The 22,965-nt window shown below is 41.4% G+C and carries 21 protein-coding genes and 1 tRNA gene; 18 read left to right on the top strand and 4 right to left on the bottom strand.

The genetic code is table 11. The features are described 5' to 3' along the window. Positions 1-9 precede the first annotated feature (9 nt). The 10 genes from BP688_RS09140 (at position 10) to BP688_RS09095 (ending at position 10,997) form a co-directional block, all read left to right on the top strand. Entirely contained in the window at positions 10-1,089 is a 1,080-nt protein-coding gene (locus BP688_RS09140) for a type IV secretory system conjugative DNA transfer family protein (RefSeq protein WP_290596522.1), read from the top strand. Between the two features lie 62 nt (positions 1,090-1,151). Then, positions 1,152-1,769, top strand: coding sequence for a hypothetical protein (locus BP688_RS09135; RefSeq protein WP_290623974.1), 618 nt, complete (start codon positions 1,152-1,154; stop codon positions 1,767-1,769). A gap of 43 nt (positions 1,770-1,812) precedes the next feature. Then, positions 1,813-2,097, top strand: a complete 285-nt coding sequence (locus BP688_RS09130) for a nucleotidyltransferase family protein (protein ID WP_290623975.1) — start codon at positions 1,813-1,815, stop codon at positions 2,095-2,097. Further along, entirely contained in the window at positions 2,094-2,279 is a 186-nt protein-coding gene (locus BP688_RS09125) for a HepT-like ribonuclease domain-containing protein (RefSeq protein ID WP_290623977.1), read from the top strand. Before BP688_RS09130 ends, BP688_RS09125 begins: the two co-directional genes overlap by 4 nt. A gap of 11 nt (positions 2,280-2,290) precedes the next feature. After that, positions 2,291-2,440: a HepT-like ribonuclease domain-containing protein gene (locus BP688_RS09120; RefSeq protein ID WP_290595942.1), complete on the top strand. Its 150-nt coding sequence runs from the start codon at positions 2,291-2,293 to the stop codon at positions 2,438-2,440. Between the two features lie 313 nt (positions 2,441-2,753). Continuing rightward, the gene (locus tag BP688_RS09115; protein ID WP_290595943.1) at positions 2,754-2,900 is read left to right on the top strand and encodes a hypothetical protein; all 147 of its coding nucleotides are present in this window, start codon (positions 2,754-2,756) and stop codon (positions 2,898-2,900) included. Position 2,901: 1 nt separating this feature from the next. Further along, positions 2,902-4,158 (top strand): DUF6884 domain-containing protein, encoded by a 1,257-nt coding sequence (locus tag BP688_RS09110; protein ID WP_290595944.1) that lies wholly within the window; start codon positions 2,902-2,904, stop codon positions 4,156-4,158. Next, positions 4,136-5,071 carry a DEAD/DEAH box helicase gene (locus BP688_RS09105; protein WP_290595945.1) on the top strand — a complete coding sequence of 312 codons (936 nt, stop codon included), beginning with the start codon at positions 4,136-4,138 and terminating at the stop codon, positions 5,069-5,071. Before BP688_RS09110 ends, BP688_RS09105 begins: the two co-directional genes overlap by 23 nt. 380 nt (positions 5,072-5,451) lie before the next feature. Then, a complete protein-coding gene (locus tag BP688_RS09100) occupies positions 5,452-9,546 on the top strand; it encodes a Zn-binding domain-containing protein (RefSeq protein ID WP_290595946.1) in 4,095 nt (1,364 codons plus the stop codon). Further along, positions 9,543-10,997: a hypothetical protein gene (locus tag BP688_RS09095; RefSeq protein ID WP_290595947.1), complete on the top strand. Its 1,455-nt coding sequence runs from the start codon at positions 9,543-9,545 to the stop codon at positions 10,995-10,997. Before BP688_RS09100 ends, BP688_RS09095 begins: the two co-directional genes overlap by 4 nt. Positions 10,998-11,095: 98 nt before the next feature. Here BP688_RS09095 and BP688_RS09090 read toward each other — a convergent pair whose 3' ends face one another. After that, on the bottom strand, positions 11,096-12,154 hold the full coding sequence (locus BP688_RS09090; RefSeq protein WP_290623979.1) for a MarR family transcriptional regulator: 1,059 nt from the start codon (positions 12,152-12,154) through the stop codon (positions 11,096-11,098). Positions 12,155-12,309: 155 nt separating this feature from the next. Here BP688_RS09090 and BP688_RS09085 point away from each other — a divergent pair, with 155 nt between their 5' ends. After that, entirely contained in the window at positions 12,310-12,447 is a 138-nt protein-coding gene (locus BP688_RS09085) for a hypothetical protein (RefSeq protein ID WP_290595949.1), read from the top strand. After that, positions 12,398-12,637 (top strand): hypothetical protein, encoded by a 240-nt coding sequence (locus BP688_RS09080; protein WP_290624604.1) that lies wholly within the window; start codon positions 12,398-12,400, stop codon positions 12,635-12,637. The genes BP688_RS09085 and BP688_RS09080 overlap by 50 nt, the downstream gene beginning before the upstream one ends. A gap of 323 nt (positions 12,638-12,960) precedes the next feature. Here BP688_RS09080 and BP688_RS09075 read toward each other — a convergent pair. The 3 genes from BP688_RS09075 to BP688_RS09065 form a co-directional block, all read right to left on the bottom strand. Continuing rightward, positions 12,961-13,034, bottom strand: a tRNA-Ala gene (locus BP688_RS09075). A gap of 77 nt (positions 13,035-13,111) precedes the next feature. After that, positions 13,112-13,849 carry a DUF6834 family protein gene (locus tag BP688_RS09070; RefSeq protein WP_290595951.1) on the bottom strand — a complete coding sequence of 246 codons (738 nt, stop codon included), beginning with the start codon at positions 13,847-13,849 and terminating at the stop codon, positions 13,112-13,114. A gap of 7 nt (positions 13,850-13,856) precedes the next feature. Next, positions 13,857-18,689 (bottom strand): hypothetical protein, encoded by a 4,833-nt coding sequence (locus BP688_RS09065; protein WP_290623981.1) that lies wholly within the window; start codon positions 18,687-18,689, stop codon positions 13,857-13,859. Between the two features lie 119 nt (positions 18,690-18,808). On the opposite strand from BP688_RS09065, the gene BP688_RS09060 reads away from it, so the two are divergent. From BP688_RS09060 to BP688_RS09035, 6 genes are read left to right on the top strand one after another with little or no spacing between them, the layout of a single operon-like run. After that, a complete protein-coding gene (locus tag BP688_RS09060) occupies positions 18,809-19,753 on the top strand; it encodes a beta-ribofuranosylaminobenzene 5'-phosphate synthase (protein ID WP_290595952.1) in 945 nt (314 codons plus the stop codon). After that, positions 19,734-20,525: an NOP5/NOP56 family protein gene (locus BP688_RS09055; protein WP_290595953.1), complete on the top strand. Its 792-nt coding sequence runs from the start codon at positions 19,734-19,736 to the stop codon at positions 20,523-20,525. Before BP688_RS09060 ends, BP688_RS09055 begins: the two co-directional genes overlap by 20 nt. Next, entirely contained in the window at positions 20,522-21,160 is a 639-nt protein-coding gene (locus BP688_RS09050) for a fibrillarin-like rRNA/tRNA 2'-O-methyltransferase (protein WP_290595954.1), read from the top strand. Before BP688_RS09055 ends, BP688_RS09050 begins: the two co-directional genes overlap by 4 nt. 24 nt (positions 21,161-21,184) lie before the next feature. Next, a complete protein-coding gene (locus BP688_RS09045; RefSeq protein ID WP_290595955.1) occupies positions 21,185-21,472 on the top strand; it encodes an OadG family protein in 288 nt (95 codons plus the stop codon). After that, positions 21,469-21,888 carry a biotin/lipoyl-containing protein gene (locus BP688_RS09040; protein ID WP_290595956.1) on the top strand — a complete coding sequence of 140 codons (420 nt, stop codon included), beginning with the start codon at positions 21,469-21,471 and terminating at the stop codon, positions 21,886-21,888. Before BP688_RS09045 ends, BP688_RS09040 begins: the two co-directional genes overlap by 4 nt. Further along, complete coding sequence (locus BP688_RS09035; protein WP_290595957.1) at positions 21,885-22,949, top strand: sodium ion-translocating decarboxylase subunit beta; 1,065 nt, start codon at positions 21,885-21,887, stop codon at positions 22,947-22,949. The genes BP688_RS09040 and BP688_RS09035 overlap by 4 nt, the downstream gene beginning before the upstream one ends. Positions 22,950-22,965 lie beyond the last annotated feature (16 nt).

The raw sequence follows: 22,965 nt of genomic DNA, 5'->3' as shown, positions 1-22,965 counted from the left end.
TGAATTTTTATGGGCGTGGTACTGGGAGTTCGAGGTCTCTCAAAAATAGAAATAGACGTAAGCAATGAGCTGATGCAGCACCAGCATGTCATCGGTGCTACAGGAACTGGAAAGAGCACACTTCTGGCAAATGAGGCTGTGCAGGCGTTTGAGGAAAAAGCATGCTGCATTGTGATCGATCCGCATGGAGAGCTTGCTTTCGACGTCGTGAGAGCTGTGAATCCTGCTGACCTGAGAAACGTCTATCTCTTTGATCCTCTCAGGGTGAGGTTCTCCCTGAATCCGCTGGAACTGGAGAGCTATGAGAACAGGGAGATTGCTGTTGAGAGAATCATCGGAGAGATCACGGAGTTTTTCAGAAAGTTCTACGGCAGGCAGTACTGGGGACCGTCGCTGAACAGGATATTTCAGGATGGGCTTCGAGTTCTGTACGAGAGAGACGATTCCCCAACGATGAAAGATCTCTACAACCTCGTGAGCGGTAAAATGCATGACAGGGAGTTTCAGGAGGAGCTGAAAAAGCTGCCCAGAGGAAGAACAGATGCTGTTCTCAACAAACTCGCGCCATTTGTGAACAACAGGTTTCTGAGCAGGATACTCTGCAGAAAGCCGTCCTCGGTGAGGATCGAGGAGCTCATTAAAGAGAGAGTACTCGTTATCTTCAGGCTGCCGAGAGGTGAGCTATCTGAAGCTGTGAGCACACTTCTTGGTTCTGCGGTGATAACAAGGGTGTGGTTTGCAGCTCTTTCGAGGGGTGGGCGGTTTCCAGTCGTGCTCTTTTTGGATGAGTTCCAGCTGTTCTCCCATCTCGAAACCCTGGGAAACATAATCTCGGAGGGCAGGAAGTACAGTCTGGGAGCGGTGCTCGCACACCAGCACACTAAGCAACTCCCTGAGGCGCTTCTGAATGACATACTTGGCAACGCAGGCATAAAGATTGCATTCAGAGTCTCAGGAGATGATGCAAGGGTGATTGCAAGGAGTTTCGGAGGGAGGAGCTTGCTGAGAAACTTGTATCTCTCCCAGATGGAAAGGCAATTGCATGCATTCGCGGAGAGTTTGGCGGTGAGGCAAGGATTGTCGAGCTAACGACCCTTCCGGTAATCTACAGGAATTCCTTTCTTTCCCACGTTCTGGAAAGAATGCGCGCGATGTTTGAGATCGGTGATGATGAAGAGATCGCTCAGGAAGAGCCGGAGATATACGAGCTTCTCAACATCCTGCTGAAAGGTAGCATGAGCATGAGCGAGCTGTTTGAGGAGTACAGGAAAATCAGACCTGGAATTAGCGCTGGTGATGTGTCAGCTCTGGTTGGGAGGGCAGAGAAACTCGGTTTTGTTACGAGGAGGGTTGAAAGAAAGAAGAAGGGAAGACCGAGAATCATGGCAGAATTATCGGAGAAGGGACTTGGGCTCTGCTGCGGGCATAGTGGAGCTGCAAGGACAGGCGGCGAGTTGCACACAAAGCTTGCAAGGGCTTATGCTGACATGCTGAGAGCTCAGGGCTACGCTGTCATATTCCCACCGCAGCGAGGCAGGGAGGAGCAGCCGGATATGATTGCATTCAAAAGAACTGATGATGGATGGAGAAAAACTGCGATAGAGGTTGAGGTGAGAGCGGATCATCCCGAGCAGGTTTTGAGAAATTACGAGAAAAACGTGCGGAGAGGTATGGATGTCATCCTTGTAGTTCCCGATGAAGTTGTTGCTGAGAGGGTGAAGAGGATTATCGGTGAGAAGCAGGGCTGCAGAATTGAGATAGTCAGGTGAATCTTTTTAAGTTATCGAGGAAAATAATAATCAGGTGCTGGAGATGGAGACCATTGAGGAAATAAGGGATGCAATGATTCCGGTGCTCAGGAAGTATGGAGTGAAGAGAGCAAGTCTATTCGGCTCTGTCGTGCGAGGGGAGATGAGCGAAGATAGCGACATTGATTTGCTGGTGGAATTCGAGGGAAGAAAGAGCTTGCTTGATCTTGCAGGGCTTAAGATAGAGCTCGAGGAGAAGCTGAAGAGAGACGTTGATGTTTTAACCTACAAATCCCTCCATCCCCTTCTCAGGGAGAGAATTCTCAGGGAGAAGGTTGATATTCTATGAAGAAGGATGTGAAAACTTTTTTGCTGCACGTTCTTGAGAGCATAGAGAGGATAGAGGAGTACACAGAGGGTGTGAGCAGAGAGGAGTTCATGGAAAATCATCAGGTTCAGGATGCAGTTCTGAGAAGACTCGAGATAATAGGAGAGGCTGTCAAGAACATTCCGCAGGACTTTCAGGGATAGGGTACCCGGATGTGCCATGGAAGCAGATTGCTGGAACGAGGGATATACTCATCCATGAGTATTTCGGAGTTGATCTTGATCTCGTGTGGGAAATTGTTGAGAGGGATTTGCCGGAACTGAAGGAGAAGATTGAGAGAATTCTTGAGGAGATGGAGAATTAGAGAAAATTAAGTGACCTTGTCATTGTGATTGAAAAAAGAGGATAAAAGATTCTTGTTCTGGAAAAAAGAGGAGCGATGGGAGAAATGGTTATGTTATTAATGGGTTTGTAGCTGTGAGAGTGAGTTGCAGGCTTTGCGCATCGCATACAAATACAGAAAATTCCAGAAAGCCCAGAAAAGGAATTTTGATGGATTTGCAGAATGGGTTGCAGATTAAAACGCGTGAAACTTTCAATAGTTATTTACTTCAAAATGCCATATAGGGTGAAATTCTTAAATTTGTGTGATGCTATATTCTAAGAGAGGTGTTTGTATGATTCAAGAAACTCCAAAAATTTTAATGTGTTACGAAGGAGCTCTGGATAGATCAGTAGAGAGATGTGGATCTATGTACAAAAATGGGACTAAAAACACTGAGAAATTCTCTAATTCATTTTTAAATTGTGAAAAAGGGACCTAGAATGAGAACAGTATACCCCATTCCGTTTTTTGTTGTTGACAGGCCTATGTCTCTAGAACTTCTAAAGTTCTGTGAAATAAACAAACTACCGTTCAGAATCGGTCTTATGGGTCATGCAAACACATCGAAAAATTTCCAAAGAGAATTCAAAAATTATAAAGAGAAAAATATTATAAAAATGGTGGATTCTGGCGTTTTCTCAAAAGATGGTTGTAAACATGACTACTTTAGCTTGTTTGAAACTTATGAAAAAATGGATGTAGAATTTGGAGTTATTATTGATGTTCTCAAAAATAAAGATAAAACAATAAAGAGTGCAAACGAAGCGATGAGAATTTATAAAGATGGTGATTATCGTTTTAAATTAGTTGGTGTAGCACAAGGAAATGACGTAAAAGAATATCTTGAGTGTTATAAAGAACTGAAAAAACTAGGATATGAGTACATAGCAATTGGTGGTCTTTTGAAAAAAATAGAGAATTCAAGCAGATACGTTCGAGTTAGGGATGAGAACTTTCTAAAAAACATAGTTGCAAAAATTAGAGCAAAATATCCCAACGATTGGCTATTTTTGTTGGGCTGTTTCCACCCCAAAAGGATTGAATTATTCAGAAGTTACAAAATATTTGGAGCTGATTATAAGGGCTGGATTCTAAATTATAAACCTCCTACCCCCGAAGAAAAAAGCACTAAAAGTAAAGAGGAATTGAGGGAAAGAAGATTTATTCAAGTTAAAAAATATCTTTACACTAACGTATTTTCAAATTACCTTGAAATAAAAAGGAAATTACTTATAATTCCTTGCTCGAAAACAAAAAAGAACATAAAAGGCGAGCTCCCAGCGATAGACCTTTATGATGGTCCCTTCTTTAAACTTCTAAGAAAATACGCCAACATACCATTTCTGGATGTTTACATAATTTCTGCTAAATACGGTCTCATAGAAGCTTTTGAACCAATTAAAAAGTATGACTTACGCATGAATTCTAGAAGAGCCAGCGAACTAAGGGCTTCAATCACAAAACATTTAGAGACAATAATAAAAACTAATAATTATTCTGATATTTTAATTAATTTGGGAAATGATTATCTTGTAGTACTTGATGGATGGTTGGAAGAGTTAGTTTCAAATAATAGAAGAATAAATGTAATATGTTTAAAGGGAAAAATAGGGGAGAGACTTGGTCAAATGAAAAAGTGGTTGGATTCACTCAAGTCCCTCGAGGTGTCTACAAGTGTTGATAAAAAGCGTGTTTAATCCTCTTGAAGCTACTGAAAACATCCAAAGAGAGTACTTTGAATTCTTCCTAACATCATTCGCACCTAATAACGAAGAGCTTCAAGAACTTCTTAGAGAGCAAATTCCTACAAAGTATCTTTGGCGCGGACCTTATATCTCCATTCTACCACCCATAAAACAAGGAGATCTCTTCATAGAATTTGAGAGGGAAAGAATCAGTCAAGCTGTTAAAAAGGCTTTTTCCAACATACAACGACTTTACGTACATCAGGAAGAAGCAATTAGCAAAATTATAGATAGTAGGAACGTAATAGCAGCAGTACCTACAGGAAGCGGTAAAACAGAGATCTTCATGATACCTATACTACAATACTGCTATGAGCACAGAGGAGAGCCAGGTGTTAAAGCTATCTTAATTTACCCCATGAATGCGCTCGCTAAAGATCAAGTAGAAAGATTGCGCAAAATCCTGTGGACACTTAATAAAGACTTGCCAGAAAGTGAGAAAATCACTTTTGCTATATATACTGGCGATACCCCCAAAGATAAACGAGAACTCGAAAAATTAGAAAGGTTTACAGAAAATTGTTTTTTAACTGATTTGGAAAGGAGAATTTATGGTTGCCCCGAAAACTGTGATACAAAGCAAATTAGATATTCTGCTAATGATGAGGTTTTGTATTGTCCACTAAACAAAAGTGTAAAGTTTGGATATCAGATACTAACAAGGGATAGAATGAGGAAAAACCCCCCAGATATTCTAATTACTAATTACGTCCAACTAGAGCACATACTAACTAGAAAGAAGGATAGTTCTTGGCTGGATAAGAAAGCTGTTAAATTCGTCGTTTTGGATGAAATTCATACATATACAGGTTCCAAAGGAATAGACATTGCCTTTTTAATAAGAAGATTAAAAGAAAGAATATAGGAAACAACATAATTTGTATAGGAACAAGCGCCACACTTTCAAGTATACAAAATGAGCAAGAAAGAAAGAAGAAGATAGCAGAATTTGCGAGTAGTATTTTCGGCTCTCAATTTAGTATTGAAGATGTAGTCGAAGCTACATTCGAACCGTACAGTTTTCCTAAACCTATAGAACTAAAAACCCTCGAACCAATAGAAGAAGTTGATATAGTAGATTTAGAGAAATCGATTGATGAGACTACTTTTAGGAATATACTAAGAAAAATCAATTCAGAATACGCTTCAAAGGAGGGTAAATCAAAATTAGAGATCTTGAGCGAGGCCCTACTTCAAAATCCTCTATTTCAATTTTTAATTACCGAACTACAAAAACCACAAAGTTTGGAGGAAATTTTACATAAAATTCGTAGCAGGAGAGAACTATCTGAACTAATAGCAAATATGGATTCTGAAACTTTAGAAAACGTGATATGGAGCTACCTAAAACTCGGCAGTAGGCTTCCAAACCCGAATAGTCCCACACTTCCTTTGATTAGCGTCACTGTACATAACTTCTTTAAGACGATTGAAAGAGTATACAAATGCAACAAATGCTCAAAAATCTTTATCACACCAAGAGATAAGTGTGAAATCTGTAAAGCCTCAGTTGACGAAGTTGGAGTTTGCAGATTTTGCGGTCATGAATTCTATATTATCTACGTCGCCGAAAACGAGTTTGTAGAATGGTTTAACGAGTACTCAGACAAAAATAAGTTGAAGAAGAAAATATCAAAATATTTCGATCTTCCTAAGCATAATGGGATCTCTAAAAGAATTGCAAAACTTTCGTATTCATCTGAGTACTCCGCAAATTCAATTCCATTATGGATCTCGTACGAGGAGCCTCCTGAGATAAAGAAGGGTTATGTACAAGTAAATAGATGCTTAGATTGCGGAGCAATACTAACTCCTGAAGACGCAACATGCCCACTCTGTAGCTCTATAGATATTCGAAAAGCGTACATATTTGTTAGACCAAGAGTTTACGAAGTGGAAAGGAAAATTGTACTTAAAAAGGATACTCGAGTTATTAATTGCCCTTATTGCGGTAATAGCTACGGACCATACTCGGCGCTAAGCCCAATACTCATGAGCTCAGACACAGCAAGTACAGTTGTGTTTGATAAAATCTATACAGTATTACCGAAACAATTCAAAAAACTTCTAATATTCACAGACAATAGACAAATTGCTTCATACCTTGCAAAAAGACTTGAAGATACACATTTTGATCACACTATAAGAACCTTATTATACAAAATAGTAAAGTTTAAGCAGCGAATATTTCTTCCTGAACTTCTTGAAGATGCATTGTATAGAAATATCTATGACTGGTATATAGGCCTGGATCGAGATACAAAAATTTGGATTAGATCAAAACTCCTAGAAGAGATTTGCTCTACTGCTGCACAGAGATCACTAGAGAGTTTAGGCTTGATAGAAGTTACTTATTTAGGACTCGAAGACTATGATGAGTTTTCCTCTGTGTGGAGAATCTTCTCTTCTGAAAAAGACCTTCCAAAGAAGGACAATATTTCACTCTGGAGAGAGTACTTAATTTCTTTGTTACATATTTTGCGACATGATGGAGCGATAAAAGGTCTAGACAAAACTCCTCCTACTAGAGACTATGTTGTCGGATACTCAGTAGGTTTTAGAAAAGGAGAAGGCGGCGTAAGAATAAGAGATCTATTAGCTAAGAGGACAGCTTCATCTCTAACCAAAAAAGCCTTCAACACTTCGAATAAAGGCAAGATAGAACAGATACTCAAAGCTAGTTTTGAGTTTTTAAAGCAGATGAATATTTTAATTAGTGAAAAGTTAAAATATTACCGCGATGAGGCAAATGGATATGTAATCAATGATAACAAAATAATTATAAAGATTCCCACAAGAATACTCCGTTGCAAGAAGTGTAAGCGCGTATTCACGGCTTCTCCATCTAATATCTGCCCCCGATACGGTTGCCAAGGCACTTTGGAAGCCCTGGATTATAGAGAATTTGCAATGCAGAATTCGAACTACTACTTCCAACTTTACCAAAAAGATGAACCAGTAAAAATGTCCACCGCAGAAGATACAGGCGCACTACCGCTTGACGAGAGACATGAAGTCGAAACAGAATTTAAGAAAAACATGGTTGAAGGAAGGAAGTATGACGTTATAGCTGCAACACCAACTCTTGAATTAGGAATAGATATTGGCGATTTAATTTCTGTAGGTTTGTACAAAGCTCCACCTTCTCCTGCTAATTATATCCAACGGGTTGGTAGAGCAGGTAGAAAAGAAAGAACAGCCTTCAATAATACTTTCTTGTACCTTTCGCCCATAGACAGATACTACTATGAACACCCCGAAGAACTAATCAGAGGAGAATTCGAAGCGCCCAAGATAGACGTAACAAATCAATATCTTCTTCAAAAACATGTAAATGCAACCATCATTGAAATACTCTTTGTACACTCCAAAAATTTGTATCCCAATAAAATCTCCGAGTTTGACGAGGATATCCTACAAAATATGTTTAAAGAGATAGAGAGTCGTAAAATAGAGATAATAGAAAAAATTAGTAGAGTATTTGGAGATCTCCCATATCCTTACCTCAATGACCAGAAAATCCTAGAAATGGTCGAAAAATTCAAAGAACAGCTCAAAGAAGCTTTAGAGAGATTTAACCGTGAAATCGAAACTTATAGAAACTATAGAGAATACTTTGAACAAAAGAGAGACTGGGAAAAAGTTAAAAGAATAGACGAGCTTATCAAGCGCTTAGAGGAAAATTCAGTAATATCGTATTTAATGGACGTCAATGTCCTACCACGCTACGCTTTTCCGGGGGTATATGTAGAAATAAGAGACTTGTACGAGTATGAAAGTTTTGAAGGCCGTTCTAGAAGTATTGCAATTACAGAATGTGCTCCACTCATGAGAATCTTTCTAAAAAAGAAGATCTACAAGTCTGTAGGAATCGACATGGAAATCTTAAAACCAAATCAGCAAATCTTCTACATATGTCCGCGTTGTGAGAGATTTATTACAACAGACGTGGATGATCTTATACCTAAATGTCCACTATGCGGAAGCCACAACACCAAAAATAATGTTGAATTACATAAATTAGAGGCAATCGAGCCAAACATAATCTACGTTCAGAGAGTGCCTGAAAATGTATTTGAGTTGAGATATTACCAGGAAGCTGTTTCTAATATATTTTTTACTGAACAGCCACGAAGGGTAATAGATTGCTCACTCGACCCTAATCTTAAACTTGTAGATTATGGAAACATTGAACTCATAAAAATTGTTGACAAAGTCGTTATCAATGGTGAAGAGAGACCAATTGAGTTATGCGAAAAGTGCGGAAAAATGAGAGAAAAACTGTCAGAAACTAAACACAGAAAAATGGGCGGAAAAGGAAAAGAAATCTGCGATGGGAAGTTTAAGAAAATAGCTCTATATCACAGGATGCCAACTAACGTTATCTCTATAAAGATCCCAAAAAACGTTAGCAAGATACTTGGAACAGAACTTCGTGAAGAGGATCTGAAAGTTTTCTTGACCACTTTGAAAAATGCGATCATAAATGCAGCTCAAAAAGTACTCTTTGCACAAGATGGAGAGATAGACGGCGAAGTGAAAGTGGAAGAAAGAGAGATTATTCTATACGACAATGTTGATGGAGGAGTAGGCTACGTTTCACAAATTATCGAGAAATTCGGAACAATACTAAGAGAAGCTGCAGAAATGATTCTTTCATGTGATTGTGAAACTGGATGTCCAAACTGCCTGTGGTCTTATAGAAGAAAAAGAGATGTTCCATATATCGACAAAAGGGTACTAGCACTAGCATTAACATATCTTAAAACGAGGATACCTGAATCTACAACAGAAATTATAAACTACTTCAATTGTAAAAACGTTAAAACAATAATTTCTGACGTTTATAGTTTTGATGGGGTTTTAGAATTGAAAGAATTACTAAGAAGTGCAAAGGAAAAAATTTACATCACAAGCCTGTATATAACTGATGACAAAATCCATTGGCCTGATGAACCGCCTCGTAGTTGGGCTGACATTCTTTCAGCTATTAAGTTATCATTAGACCGGGAGATAGATATAAACGTCATCGTAAAAGAACCAACGGTTATAAGACACAAAGAAGCTCTCGAGAAGTTAACCCGGAACGGTATTAAGGTGTACACCTACAAAGAAGAATTAAAGAATCATCTTCCTGGAATTGTACACTCAAAAATAATATTAATTGATCCTCATTCATCAAAGAATAGGACGGTCATTTTTACTTCAGCAAATTTCTCTCCAGAAATGTGGAAAAACCACGAGACGTTTCATTTCTCAACTGATGAAGAATGTGTTAGAAAAACTTACGAGGAGATTAGGAAGCTGCTTATACATTCAAAAAGGTTCGGAAAATTATGACAGATTTTGTTAAACTCCTAGACAAAATTTGGAATCGTGAAGAACTACAGATTTATAAAATAAAGAGAGGCAAAAATTTTCTCCTGACATTGAAATTAGATTTAGAGAAAGTTCTAGAAATTGTAAATCAAAATGGTATACATGTTGACAAGAATGGGTTAATTTCTGGAGACGAGCTCGCTCCCATAACCGTTTCATTGCTCAGTGAAAAGGGTGAAACACCAGGAGAAGAGACTTTTGTCGGAATTTTAAGTTTTAGGATACACTATCACGGGATTTCACCTGAACTAGAAAATTTCGTTTCTATTGTCCTTTGGCCTTCAAAGAAATCCAAACAGACGTTAGAGAAAATTTTGTTAGAAGTATCTGGTAGAAAAGATCGTGCATTAAAATTTGAAGGTAATTATAGAATACGTTTGCCTAACGAAGTTCATCCTTATCGAGCAGAAAGAATATCTGTGGAAGAGAGTAAAGTCTACGAATGGCTTTATGCTCCATACTTCAAAGAAATAGGGGAAACGATCTTTGCTCGCGTTAGCCCTATAAATTTCAGAAAAATATACATACGCACTATAGGCGAGGAATACGAAAAAAAGTATGTAAATCTTAAAACATGTGTTGGTATTGTAAAAAACATTCGAGATGGAGAAGTTTCTTTGAAAATACCGTACTTAGACTCTCAAAGCAGAAAACGAAGCTATATCGTCAAATATCACCGTAGAATTCAGAATAAAGTTGAAACATTAAAAAAAGGTGATAAAGTGGCGTTCTTAGTATTTGAAGAAGTAAATTCCAGTAATGAAGACTCGCACATACCTGAGCACGTAATTTTTCAAATGGAACGCGTAGACACCGGATACATACTAGGGCATATCTTATCATTTTTTTTGTACAATTATTATCTGTTAAGGAAAAGATTGCTAGTCATGGAACGTACAGACTTCAAAAAAGTCTTTAATTTTCTACAAAACATCACTTATCGTTTTTGTAAAGATGTCAGCGACATACATCCACAATTTCTAGAGAACGTAGACCTGTTTTTCTCGGCATATCTATCCCCATTCTTTATGATCCACGGTGATGAAATATATTTTAAACCATTCTACCTTAGAAGTAAAATTAGAGATTCTCTCGATATTATTTTACGTTTTGATCAAAAACTACGATTTGGAGATAGCATAGAGATTATTGATTTATTTTGCTTACATAAAGATTGCAAAATAATTGAAAAAGATTCAATCGGAAGTTTAGTCTATTGTCCTCTACACAGAATAAAACTCCGAGAAGGTGCAGAACTTTGTAAAGAATGTGAATTTCATCATCTCGGGCCTATCGGTAAAAGCCTACAAAAACAATTCAATTTTATGAAATTTCTTTTATCGTTAAAATCTACAATCCATTCAGAGAGACTTGCAAGATTTGCAGAGATCATCGAAAAACTAAATATATGAGAATTAGAATAAAAATTCATGAAACTTTTCTGAATTGCAAATTCTAACTTTTGAATACATATTTATCTTTACATTGAATTTTTTTCTTATTATCAAACCTATACCCTCGCCGCCTGCTGCAGCACAGCGTTAAAGGTAATCTCATCCACAACTACAAACCTCGCAAACCCGAATTCTTCAACACTCTTCTTGATGTTCTCGTAGATCTGATCATTTCTGTTGCTCCCTGTTTCGATCTCGATAGGCCCATCCTCTGCGATTATGTCAAACCTTCCGAATCTGCCTCCTCTGATTCCGAGAGTTTCCATGACCATTCTTTTCATCTCCCTGTGGCTCAATCTCTTCCTTCTCTTTCTGGTTCTGACGACATCGGGCCATTCACCAAACCTCTGCCTGTAAGCTTCCCCTCCATAGGGAAACAGGAAGAAGATCTTCTGTCTCCTGCCTGCTCCTTTTTTCTTTGCATAGGCATACCTGACAAAACCCCTCTCGATAAGTCTGCCGATGATTCTTTTCAGCTCGTCATTGGAAATTCTGCAGGCACGCTGCAGCTGGGAGTTGTTGCATGCTGTGGATTCGGCAATGCACTTGAGCACGAGCCACTCTTTCTCTGTCAGATCGCTTGCATGTTTATCAACCTCCCTTGCCCTTGCTCTCCGTGCAGAGAGTGTTTGAGAGGTTCTGCGTTCAGCTCTGTGCTCGGTTTTCTGCTCAGCTTTCTGCTCCACTTTCACAAGCGGCACCTTCACCAGGCAGAGCCCATCTGTTTTCATGAACGCAACACCTTTCTCGAGGTGCTCGAGTATGCGGAGATGCTCATCGCCCAGTCCCAGAATGTCGCGGATAGCTCTCTTATCCTCACCATGCACAAGGCGCATGACGAAGAAGGTGTTTGTATTCGCGAGAGCATCCTTGCTGAACTCGCTCGGCATCTGGGTTATCGCAATTACCCCCTCGCAGAGGCTCCTTATCTCGCGGTAGGTTGCGGTGATTATCGAGCTAGCCTCGCTGTCGCGCTTGAGCACATTCTGCGCTTCTTCAATCACTATCATATGCCTGAGTTCGTCCCTTTCCGGTCTTGAGAGCCTGTAATTCCTTATCTTCTGGAGCAGAACCGAGTATGTGAAAAGGAGACTGGAAAATTTTAATGATTTCATCCTTTAAATTAAGGAACTTGGGGAGAAACCGCCAAAATCCACTCACAGAAATGAATACATAAGATACAGGCACAAGCTTGATGAACTTGTATGCGCTTGGGATGAGCTGCTTGAATGCCTGCCTTGTTTTACAAGAGGTGAGCTGAGAGAATTTATTGAAAGAGAGGTTAAGGGGGGAGGGCAGAGAAAGATGTTTTGATATAGCATTAATGCTTGCGGTAAGAGATGAGCCCATGAGCTTTGGTGAGATTGCAAAGAAGGCAAGATGGCTTAAAAAGCTTTGCAGGGCTTAGCGAGAGCTCTCTGAACAAGACCCTGAGCAGGGTTCTCAAAAGTTTGAAGAGAATTGGGCTTGTTGTTAAGGCGACATACTACTTCAGACTTTTTAATTTGGATGGAGACTCAGAAAATCTCGCATCTATCCCAAGAAGAGGGGAGGGAGCTGATGCTGAAATGTTTGAGAGGTACCTTGCAAAATTCTGAAAGAGATATCGAATCTGAGAGAAAGTGTTGACAGGATGAATGAAATACTCACAAGAACGGGAAGAAGTTATTTCTGATCCGTTTATTCGTCGTTTAAGAGAGCTACCAAAAGGCTAATTTTTGATCATGTCAGGGGTTCGAAAGTTCTGAGTAATCTCTCATTCGAAAGGTGACAAGCTTTCACAGAGTTTGTCTTCAGGAAATGACAGCTAACTTGTCCCTGTTTGGTGACGCAGAGCGAAGCATGGGTTGGATTTGTGCTGGAAGGTTCTAAAAAATTTCCAACAACCTAGTAAGACAATCGAGCAAAAGTCTTAAAAGCATGGACCGGTGGGGATTTGAACCCCAGGCCTTCGCCATGCCAAGGCGACGCTCTACCAGACTGAGCTACCGGCCCCTTGATGGAGGAGATTCAAATGGGATTATAAAGGTTGCCTTCAGGTGTGAAGAGTGTAGAAATATATCCCCCAAATCTCAGTCCAACTCCTTGACATCAACCCTCCAGTAGGTGCTCACCAATGCGGCGGCCTTGGGATTTTTGAACCCCTTTAGCAGCTTGAAATCCTTTGGGTATCCGATGAACGGGTCAATCGTTTTTGTCTCAGGATTGACAACCCATACCTTCAATTCGCTCCTCTTAGCATCTTCAGAGTATCTTTTGAAGAACTTGAGGAAGGGATTCAGCTCTTTCTCCGTCGGCACCACCACAACATACTCTCCGTCAGCTTTTCGGGCAATTTCCAGATGTTTCTCCACGTCCTCGTATACATCCTCGATTGTGGAGTAGAAAACGTAGTACCTTCTGTTCTCCTTAAAATACTCTCTTAAATAATTCCCTCTTACGCTGTAACCTTGAAAAAACCTGTCCGTGGTATCCTGCATTGGTTTAAGGTTGTTAAGAAATTCTTTCGATTTTAAGTATTCCTCATGAGCCTCCTCAAAATCCTCTCTTTCAGGCCTCTCTGTGTGCAGGTGGTAAAAGAAAACGTCTCCAATCTTAACTTTCTCAGAGAAGTGGAGACTTTTGAGGCTGATTGGACAATCAATAAGGCTGCAAGCAACTTCTTCAATCAAAACATCATCCACATCAGCGAGTTTGGGACCAAGAATCTTGAAGGCACACCTTATTGCCTTTCTTCTAACTTCTTCTTCAGTTACAACTCTTCTTCCAGCAAGCATTCTTGAGAGTTCCTCAACTATTCCAACGTCCATGCTTTAACTATCCAGAGTTGGTTATATTCCTTTCGTGGTTTGCTGTGATTGGATCAACACCGATGTTGAAGGCTTGAAGCATGCTAAAATCCCCTGTTCCAGAAACGGTTATGTATACATGCTTTGTTGTTCCAGCGGCGATGTTGTTGAACTCCCACCAGTAAACACTTCCCGATGTGCCGTTTACGTCAAAATCACCGGTCATTGATGTTATGGACAGATTGCCGGGTTTTATCCAGTATACTCTGATACCTGAAACATCCTCCGCCGCGTAAATATCGAGTTTGATCATGCTGCTGTTCATAGATAAGGTTGCGGTAACGTTTCTCGGAGTTATTGGAACAGAGCAGGAGAGTTTTAGGCTTGCTGTGTAATTTACCCCATTGCTCTCCACAGCAGTAACGTTCACGGTATAGTTCCCCTGAGATAGTACGGTTGAATAATCAAAAAGCTTCCAGAAGGACGGAGATGAAGGGTCGGTTGTGTTCATGTTCATAACTCCACTCTCTGCCAGAGAACCGTTCTCAAAATATATTCTGATGGTTGCCGAGGATATGTCGTAAGAGCCTATTGGGTCTGTAACGTTTGTGTAAATCCTGACGGGTTCTCCAGAAAGACATTCGGAAGAATAAACAGTAGCAACTTTAACATAGGTGGTGGTGTTGAGGGTAATATTAGAGTCATAAGTTGTGGACTGAAACACGAAAATATCGTTGGTGCTGGGATTGTCAATCCTCAGAATTACATACTCTCCCCGATTAAAGGTGATTGGGGAAGTGAGGGGTATTGTCAAGGTGTAGAGATTGGGTGAGGTAGTCATGGTAAGCTGAGAGACGTTTGTTCCAATCACCTCAGAGCTAACACCATCCGTCTTTATCACAGAGACTGCAACCTGATTCGTTGCAGCTGCAGAAGAGTTCATCCACAGATTTACGAAAACTCTACCATAAATCCTAAAGGTTGAGGCAAACGGTGGGGATTGATACCATGACTCTATCGTCGAGGCTTCAACAGCCGTAATCCCTTGAACAGCCTTTGACGTGTTCATGACCGAGTCTGGGTGTAGATAAAACTGCTTTTGTTCAGTTGGCGGTTGTGGTGTGGAGGTTGACATTCTAACATCATCGTTGATGTCCGGTGATGAGATGCTGGAAAAGTTGAGTGTTGTGGTATCTGTCTCCCCAAGAGGGGCAGTTGAGGGAATCACCTTGGAAACGTTGACGTAGCCAATCCCGTAGGGTAGGAAAATGTCCGGAACTCCGTTTCCGTTGGAGTCCTCATTGATTGTATCCCACACCCCATCCCCGTCCGAATCCTCTGCTATAAGGTTCGATCCATTGTAGAGTCTCGTTGCCCACCCTTTGGTTGATGAGGTAATGCTGACATCAAACCTACCTGCTGCGAAATAGTTTGCTGAGGTGAAGTTGTAATAAACCTCCGATCCGGGATTGGCTGTTTTTTGCTGGTCAGGCTCTACTGTAAACGCCACTATGTAAAAGTATATCCACTTTACATCGTTTGTTGAGTTCTGATCGTTTGGTAAATTCGTCCTGAACTCAGCCTTGTATTTCCCGTAGGGCAGGGAAGACAGATTGAGAGGGAATGAGACTGTAGAGGTCTCGGCGTAAGGCACGTAGAGGTTAACATAGGTTGTGTTCTGGTAACTCCACCCTCCACCAACCCTCGTAACGTTAAATACCACCTCAAGGTTCTCGGCATCAACTAACCCGAAAAGCGCAGCAGTTGCGTTGAAGTAAACGACACCTGCAGTGGATGGATTATACTTGGAATTGTTTGCGGGAGCATCTATGGATAGAATGCCAGCATCGAACAGCTTTGATTTCCCGTCATTGATCTGGTTAATCATATCATCGTGATCGTAACCGAGACCCCAGATTATCGGTATAACGATCTTCTCTCCAGGAGCAAGAGAGGGAAAGTCCCAAGCTAAGGCTGTTCCAGCATCTCCAATATAACTGTTTGTGTTTCTCAGATTGTCCGCCGCTATTCTATTCCAGATTGTATAGTACCAACCCACGTCATGCTGGGAACTTGGCAGGTTTGAGCTGAACCCACCATATTGGATGTCTCCCGCAGGAGCATTGGAGTCGTATCCATAAATCGTGTCATTGTTGGAGTCGTAGTAGGCGTCATCGTTCCAGTAACTTCCCCTGAAATTCCAATCCATTCCTTGGAAGAATCTGAGGTTGGTGGCAGTTCTTGCTCCAATGTTTTCCACATAATACACAGTTGCGAACCAGCGGTTGTTGTCTCTGATTATCACCTTTTGAGTTATGTTTAGCTGAACCCTCCTCCATGCAGGGGTCTGCATATCCGTTACGATAACACTCTCAAGCTCCCCGCCGGGAACAGTGTTGAGAAGAATATCGTCTCTGGATATGTGGTTTATTTGGGCATTACCAAGATTACCCCCGCTGTAGGGATTGCCGAACTGTCTTGCTCTGTTGCCACTCTGGAATTTAATTGCAATTTTTGAACCAGCATCCATGTCTATATTATATCCGTATCCGCCATCCCCAGTTCTGCCTGCATGGTCGTAGGTTGCTATTGTTGCTGGACTATCCCCAGCAGAATACGGAAAAACGATTGCCGAAATCTGCCCTGCACCAGCATTTGCTCCACTATATGCGAGTTCTATCGCTATTGACCTGTTGGGCTGTGGTGGGGTGAGGGATATGTTGTATCCGTAAATGGGGTCGTCGTAGAAGTAAAGCGTTCCGTTCTCGATGTACCACCTCAAATCCCCTTCAACCTCTCCAGTCGTCCTGTTGATGTGAACTGTATTTACAATCCTCCTTCCGTCATCTCCCACAATCTCCTTAATCCTGTATCCCTCAGGTATCTTAACGCTAAACCGATACCATGTTTCAAGCTTGTTTGAAACCTCAACCCTGATCAGATCCTCTTTAATCCTTTTCGACTGAATTTTTGTGTTTAAAACGTCGAGTGACAGGTTGAATTTTTTAAGGTTTTCCTCCGTGGCTGGTATTTCTTCTTCAATAAGTTGTTTTATTAGTTTTTTAACTGTTTTAATCTGGAATCTTGCCTCCTCATCTTTCTGATGCTTCTTTATCACTATTACCTTTTTAACGGGGTCAAAGGCAATAATTTCCTTCCTTTCTGTTTTAGGTTTGCCTGTGTCAATTCTTTTGACAGCATTTCCGCATTCAACCATTACTGTTTCAGTTGCTTTAACAGGAATAACGAAACTGCCCTCCTCATCCACTTCAACCCTCCCTCTCTCTTTTCCGGCAGTGTAATAAACAAACTCAGGCTTAACGAAGTGCCATTTAACTTCACCAACGATCGCTGATCCATTGTAGCTGGCTTTAATGCTGTAATCATCAACGAAAAAGCTTAGGTTAAGTCCATCAACATGCAATTCATACCTCCCGACCTCTTCAGCCAAAAGTTTGGCAACGTAGAACTTACCCTGTCTTGAAAAGTTTAACTCCACCGTTCTGTTGGATGGTGTAACCACATATGCTTCCGAGGGTATGAAGGTTGAGTTGATCAACACCGTTTCATTTAAAAAGTAAAAGTCCTTTGCTGAAATTTTCTCCTCAGCCTTTACAAGGCTAAAGTTAACCTTCTGCTTGGCATTCCCACATTCAAGCAATGCTGTGTAATCTCCAGGTGGTGCGTGAAGTGGTATGCTGAAATTCCCTGCCATCAACTCTGCAAACCCCTCGTCGGAGAAGTTCTTGCCCATTATCGTATATTTCACGGCTTCTGGCTTTGTGAAGTAACATCTTGCCTGCCCCTCTATTGCGTCGCCATCAAATTTTGCAGAAATTTCACAGAAGTCAACCATAAACTGTTTAACAATTCCGTCCACGTAGACAGTGTAGTTTCCAAGCACTATGCCCTTATCAAGGTAAAATTTTGCTACATACGTGCCATTCTCGTCCTTAAACTTGAGTGTAATCTTTTTACCGACTGGATTTATCAGGAAAGCTTTTTTTGGCTTGAAATTAGCATTAATGAAGATAGCATCATTTGCAAAGTAGACCTTTTTAATTTCAACAACTTTCTCCAATGCCTCAACCTCCACCGTTCTCTCTGCAACAAGCCCAAAGGCTTCAGCCCTTATATGCAAAACTCCCGTTAACTTTGAAAAACTCAGGTTAAAGGCTCCATTTATTTCTTCCTGCCTAATCTTTCCCCCTTCCAACCAATATGTTAAATTGGCCTTTGCGGGATAACCGTCCAGCAACACCCTGCCCTCAATCACAGCCGTTCCATTCTCAGTCAAAACATTATCAACAGCTATTGTCAGCTCTGGTGACACTTCAACTTCCTTAATAGCATTTCCGCATTTCAGAACAATCTCATACTCTCCCAGCTCTACAGGGATTTCAAAACTCCCGTTTTTAATCTCGAGCCTACCCGAAACACCATCGGGCTTGATGGTGTATTCGATAAAGTCCGGCTTCACGTAAAAGTATCTAACACTCCCCGAAACTTTTCCATTGCTGTATTCAGCAGCGATCAACCAGCTATCAACCACGAACTCTGCTGTTGCGTTGTTAGCCACCACTGTGTAGTTTCCAAGCACTATGCCCTTATCAAGGTAAAATTTTGCTACATACGTGCCATTCTCTTCCTTAAACTGCAGGTCATACATTTTTCCGGTAGGGTCAGCAATGTAGGCTTTATCAGGCAAAAAGTTGGATTTTATAACTACCACATCACCCGGAAAATAGAGTTTGTCAACCATGAGCGTTTCATTTCCCAATGAATTATTTATACCTCCAGCTAATGGTGGAAATAGGATTATTACGAGGATTATCGCAATTATCCCGGCATTAACTTTCATCCTATGCCCTTAAAGTAATTACACTATATTAAAATCTTTACTTCATAACAACAATAATTATTTAGACTAATTTCATAAACGTTGGAAAGCATTTTTTAACCTACAATGGATTACTAAACATGCCATTAAGGTTAAGAACGCCATCAAGAATTCACATCACACTCATTGACCTCAATGGAAGTATAGGAAGAGTTGATGGTGGTGTGGGGTTGGCTTTGGATGAACCTCGCGTTGAACTCACCGCTAAAGAAAGTGAAGATGTTGTTATAAAGGGTTCTGCATTAAATTTAAGCAGATTTAAAAATTCGGCAAGTAAAATGATGGAATTTTGTGGTAAGGGGGCTGAGATAAACGTTCTCTCTGACTACGAGGCTCATGTTGGACTTGGAAGTGGAACTCAGATCAGTCTTGCAGTGGGTAGGGCATTCAGCGAGCTTTACGGATTGAATTTGACAACAAGACAAATTGCCGAGATAATGGGCAGAGGCGGGACTTCTGGAATAGGTGTTGCTGTTTTTGACCACGGCGGGTTTGTTGTTGATGGAGGTCATTCTCGGAAAGAGAAAAAGGACTTTCTGCCCTCTTCTGCAAGCAGAGCAAAACCCGCACCTCTGATTGCCCGTCACGACTTCCCAGACTGGGAAGTTATTATCGCAGTGCCAAACCTCAAGGGCTTTTCCGGTAAGAAGGAGGTAAATTTGTTTCAGCAGTACTGTCCTGTACCGCTTGATGACGTGAGGGAACTCTGCCACATAGTTCTGATGAAAATGCTCCCATCGGTGGTCGAGGCGGATCTCGATGAATTCGGGGAGGCAATAAGAAGAATTCAGGAACTCGGGTTCAAGAAGGCAGAGGTCGAGCAGTATGGGGAGTTAATCAGGGGTAGCTTTAACCTTGCAGATTGTATCGGGATGAGCTCAACCGGTCCTGCGATATATGCAGTTACAGACACAAACTCAAAAGGTATTGCAAGGGACATTGAGGATTACTTTGCCGACAAAGGTTTTGAGTGCTCGATCTACATCACAAAGGCGAGGAACAGAGGTGTTGAAATTGAAGTATAATCTTTGGTTCGGTATTTACGAGGATGGAAGGGTTGATAAGAGTTCAAATCTCGAAGAATCCTTTCTTAATGCTGAAAATGAGGAACCACTTCCTTTCAGCATTTCTGAGGTCGGAATCGAGGTTTTTGGCGGAAAGACTGGATACTACGCCTCCTTAAGGAAAGTCGCTTTGGCTGTTGCCGAGAGACTCGTAGAACGAGAGTTGAGGAAAGAGGACAGATACGTGGTTGCACTCGTGAAAGCTCTTGAGGAGGTTGAGGAAGCAATAAACATGCTGAATGAGAAGCTTGAGGACATCAGGACTGTTAAAGACACTGAAATTGCTGCAGACTTTGAAAACAAGATTGAAGAACTCAAAAATCTGAGAAAGAAAATTGAAAGAGAGATTGAAGAGATAATGACCAAAATAGCTCCCAACCTGACGGAAATTGCAGGGGCAAAAGTTGCTGCTAAGCTTCTTGAAAGAGCTGGGAGCATGGAGCGGTTTGTAAAGCTACCGGCAAGCAAGATTCAGGTGATAGGAGCGGAGAAGAGCCTTTACAAGGCGTTTGCAAGAATGAAAAGGGGTAAGAAAGCAAAGATTCCCAAACACGGCATAATCTTTCTCCACCCCTTCATAAGAACATTGCCGAAGTCGAAGAGGGGAAAAATGGCAAGATTTCTTGCAGCAAAAATCGCTATAGCCGCAAAAATAGACTATTTTAGGGGAGAAGTTGACGAAAGCCTTTATGAGAGTTTGAGGAAGCGTTACGAGGAGTTGAGAAGAAAATGAAGCTTGAGAAGGTAATGAGGAACGTTTACCTCACAGACGGGATGCTTGTGACCAAAAGTAGATACGGCAGCCATTACGGCGAGAAGGTTTTTGATGGCTTTAGAGAGTGGATTCCTTGGAGGAGCAAGCTCGCTGCAATGATTCTGAAGGGATACACAATTGATTTCAAGGGAGAAGAGAAGGTTCTGTATCTTGGAGCAGCGAGTGGCACAACTTTAAGCCATCTTGCCGATATCATTGATGAGGGTTTCATCTATGCTGTTGAATATGCGGCTAAGCCCTTCGAGAAGCTGCTTGAACTCGTAAGGGAGAGGAACAACATCATACCCCTTCTCTTCGACGCATCTAAGCCTTGGAAATACAGCGGGATTGTGGAGAAGGTGGACTTCATCTATCAGGACATAGCTCAGAAAAACCAAGTGGATATTCTGGAGAGAAACACGGAGTTTTTCTTGAAGAAAGGAGGGGAGATTCTTATAATGGTAAAAGCAAGGAGCATTGATTCTACAGTGGAACCAGAAGAGGTTTTTGATAATGTGCTGAAAAAAATAAAGAGCAGATTTAAAGTTATGAAGCACGGAAACCTTGAACCCTATCACAAAGACCACCTATTTGTGCATGCTAAACTTTTTTAATCTCTCCAACTGGCTCGCAATGAGATGAATGAAATTGGCCTGATGCTCACGGTCTCAGGAATGGGTGGTGTTTTCGTTGTTCTATCCCTACTGGCATTTGTCATGTGGGTTATGGGTAGGATTCTGGGAGGTGGAAGATCGGAGAATAAAGATAACTCTAAAAATCTCGATTACAGTTCCTTCAGTGAACTTGAATTATCTGCTATAGCAGCAGCTATAATTCAGCATGAAAGCGTTAAAGTTCCAGAAGTGAGGAGTCCCGAAAACTGGAAAAGGTATGCCAGAGTTTATGCTACGGGGTGGTTGGAATGAAGTTTTACAGAATCAGAATTGATGGTACAGATTTCAAAGTAGGGATTGAGAAGCTAAGGGAGGGGCTTTACAGGGTTAAGGTGGGAGAGAAGGAGGCAGAGGTCGTTGTTGAGGATATTCAGGAGAGAACCGAATTTGCGGGACAAAGCTTTGAGGAACCAGTTCCTGTCACACCCACCGAGAGTTCAGTAAAAGAGGAGCTAAAGGATGTTGTTACATCCATGCTTCCCGGTGTTGTTCTGAAAATCCTTGTGAAGCCCGGAGATCGTGTTCAGGCTGGGGATCCGATAATTATAGTCGAGTCCATGAAAATGGAAAACGAAATTGTCAGCCATAAGGACGGTGTGGTTTCGGAAATCCTTGTTAAGGAGGGGCAAAGGATTGAAGCGGGGGATGTGCTCGCGGTGATCGAATGATTGAAAACCTTTTAATGATCACCGTGGGTCTTCTACTTGTTTATCTTGGGATATACCGGAAAATGGAACCTTTATTGCTTGTTCCAATTGGAATTGGTGCGATTCTTGTGAACATTCCCGGTGGAGGGCTGGAAGAGGAGGAGAGCATTTTCGGATACTTTCTTGAGTATCTTATTCACACCGAAATTGTTCCCCTGCTAATCTTTCTCGGCCTTGGAGCTTTAACCGATTTTTCACCTCTACTGGCGAACCCCAAAACCTTTCTGCTCGGAGCAGCGGCGCAGATAGGAATTTTTGCTGCCCTGTTATCTGCTCTGTTTCTCGGCTTCACTCCTCAAGAGGCGGCATCCATAGGCATAATCGGTGGAGCAGATGGACCAACAACGATCTACACGACCACGATTCTCGCGCCCCACTTGCTCGCAGCCACCGCAGTTGCAGCCTACAGCTACATGTCTCTTGTCCCAATTATTCAGCCACCCGTAATAAAGGCTCTGACAACGAGAAGTGAGAGAAAAATCAAAATGAGGCAGCTTAGGATAGTATCCAAGAGGGAGAAGGTTGTTTTCCCGATAGCAACGATGATAATAACTGGCTTCATAGCCCCGAAAGCACTACCTCTTGTTGGAATGCTCATGACAGGCAACCTCTTCAGAGAGAGCGGTGTGACTGATAGATTGGCGAAGGGAGCAAGTGATGAACTTATGAATATCATGACAATAATTCTTGGATTGACCATAGGGAGTACTATGAGAGCTGAGAGCTTTTTGACCTACAAAACTCTCTTGGTTTTGGTCTTGGGAGTTATAGCATTTGCAACCGCCACTGCTGGAGGAGTACTGCTTGCCAAGTTTATGAACCTATTTCTTGAGGAGAAGATCAATCCCATGATTGGTGCTGCAGGAGTTTCAGCTGTTCCAATGTCAGCAAGGGTCGTCCAGAGGCTTGCAATTGAGGAGGACCCACACAACCACATTCTTATGCATGCGATGGGGCCGAATGTAGCGGGTGTGATAGGTTCTGCAGTTGCTGCCGGGATTTTGATAACCATACTTGGTTGACTCAGTTAAATTTTTA

Source organism: Archaeoglobus sp. UBA230 (assembly GCA_002507545.1).
In the GTDB taxonomy this organism is placed as follows: domain Archaea; phylum Halobacteriota; class Archaeoglobi; order Archaeoglobales; family Archaeoglobaceae; genus Archaeoglobus.
The sequence above is the reverse complement of the archived record's forward strand: the minus strand, read 5'-3'. Positions and strand labels throughout refer to the sequence as shown.